The following is a 2,157-nucleotide window of genomic DNA, read 5'->3' on the forward strand; positions in this document are numbered from 1 at the left end:
GTCGTGAGCGACCGCAATGTCCGGCGCACCGGCGCAGCCGATGGCGTCGAAGAGTTGGCCGCCAGCATCCTTGCCCACGGGCTGTTGCAGCCGCTGCTTGTTGTAGCCCGCGAGGACGGACGCTATGGCGTCATTGCCGGCTCACGCCGGTTGACGGCGTTGAAGCTGCTCGCAAAGCGCAAAGCGCTGCCGCGCGGCTTCACCGTCCCGGTGATGGTGATGGAGGCTGGCGAGGAAGAGAGTCTGGCCGAGAACGTCGTGCGGATGCCGCTGCACCCGGCCGATCAGTTCGAGGCGTTCCGCAGGCTGGAGCTATCGGGATTGGGCGCAGCCGAGATCGCGGCGCGCTTCGGTGTCTCGCTTCGGACAGTGCGGCAGCGGCTCGCGCTTGGGGCAGTGTCGCCCCACTTGATGCAGGCCTATCGCGAGGGCGAACTGACCCTTGCCCAGCTTGAAGCCTTCACCGTCACCGACGATCCGGTGCGGCAGGACGAGGTCTATCAGGGGCTCGGCTCGTTCCGGGAGCCGTGGCGGATCAGGGCGGCGCTGACGCAGGCCGATGTCTCGGGTCGGGACCGGCGCGTCCAGTTCCTCGGGCTCGACGCTTATGAGATCGCGGGCGGCGGCGTGCTGCGCGATCTGTTCTCGACCACCGACGAGGTCTGGCTGACCGATGTCGCGCTGCTCGACCGACTTTGCCTCGGCAAGCTCGGCGAGATCGCGAACGGGGTCCGGCAGGAGGGCTGGCTCTGGACGGAAGTCGCGATGGAGTTGCCGCATGGCCACGGCTGCCGACGCGTCTATCCTCACGCCGTCGATCAGGACGACGAGGCCGTCGCGCAGCGGCTTGCCGCCAACATGGCCTTGGAGACGCTCTATCAGCAGCATCCCCATGACGAGGTCGGCGAGGACGTCGCAGCCGAGATGGTGCGGCTGGAGGAAGAGATCGCGAGGTTGTCCGAGCAGGCTTATACCTACGATCCCGACGTGATCGCACGCGCGGGAGCCTTTGTCGTGCTGGGCCATGACGGACAGGCCCGGATCGAGCGCGGCTTCGTTCGGCTTCAGGACGACATCGCCGAGCCGCAGGAGGGGTCGGCCGAGCAGGCGGCGCACTCAGCCACCAGCGACAGCGTCAGCGCCGAGGTGCCTGCGGCTGAACCGGAGATCGGCGGTGTCGCGCTGTCGGATCGGTTGATTGCCGATCTGTCGGCGCAGCGAACCATTGCGCTTCGCGACGCGCTTGCCCGGCAGCCGGAGATCGCGCTGCTGGCGCTGGCGCATTCCCTGATCCTGCAGGGGTTCTATGGCGTTCGCCATGACGCGCCGTCCTGCCTGAGCATCCGGATCGATTCGCCCGCACTGGCGCACCATGCCGAAGGCATCGACGACGGCCCGGCCGCGCGCGCCATCGCCGAGCGGCACGAAGAATGGGCCAGGTTGATGCCGCAGGAGGCGGGAGCACTGTGGGATTGGCTTATTGCGCTCGACCGTGACAGCCGCGATGCGCTGCTTGCCCATGTCGTGGGGCAGAGCGTCAACGCGGTGATCCTGCCGCATGAGCGCCGGACCAATGCGATCCATGACGCGGATCGGCTGGCGCAGACGACCGGCCTCGCCATGCGGGACTACTGGAGCCCGACCGTGCCGGCCTATCTCGGGCGCGTCACCAAGGCGGCGATCATGCAGGCGGTCAGCGAGGGCGTCTCGGATGAGGCGGCGCAGCGGCTGGGCAGCCTGACCAAGATCGAGATGGCCAGAGAAGCCGAGCGGCTTTTGGTCGAGACTGATTGGCTGCCGGCCTGCTTGCGGACTTCTTCCGGCGAGGTCGAGGTGGACGGGGAGCCTGTCGCATTCGCCGACGCTGCTGAGTAGGCGGACTGAAAAGTTCGGGACATTGGGCGGCCGCTCCGGTTGGGGCGGCCGTTTTCGTCGTTGTTGAAGCTGCCGGTTGGCGTCGGGTTGGTCTCCTGTCGTTTTGTCCGGGACGTGGCCACCTGCGTCCTCTTCGTGCTGGCTGTCTGGCCGAGCCGGGCTTTGTAGGCGCAACAGCTGCGCTGTTCTCCACATCCGTTTCGACCCTGCGGGTGCGCCCCAGCCCGGCCCGGCCTTGTCGACGCCATCGAGGACGCGGTGGTCGCGGCCCGGACAAAACGA

General features: G+C 67.6%; 1 protein-coding gene. It reads left to right on the plus strand.

Annotation, left to right across the window (positions count from 1 at the left end; all coding sequences use genetic code 11):
* On the plus strand, window positions 1–1,875 hold a 1,875-nt coding region (locus IP69_RS06370; protein WP_054141984.1), incomplete at its 5' end, for a ParB/RepB/Spo0J family partition protein.
* Window positions 1,876–2,157: the final 282 nt, after the last annotated feature.

Source organism: Allobosea sp. AAP35 (assembly GCF_001295925.1).
GTDB lineage: Bacteria > Pseudomonadota > Alphaproteobacteria > Rhizobiales > Beijerinckiaceae > Allobosea.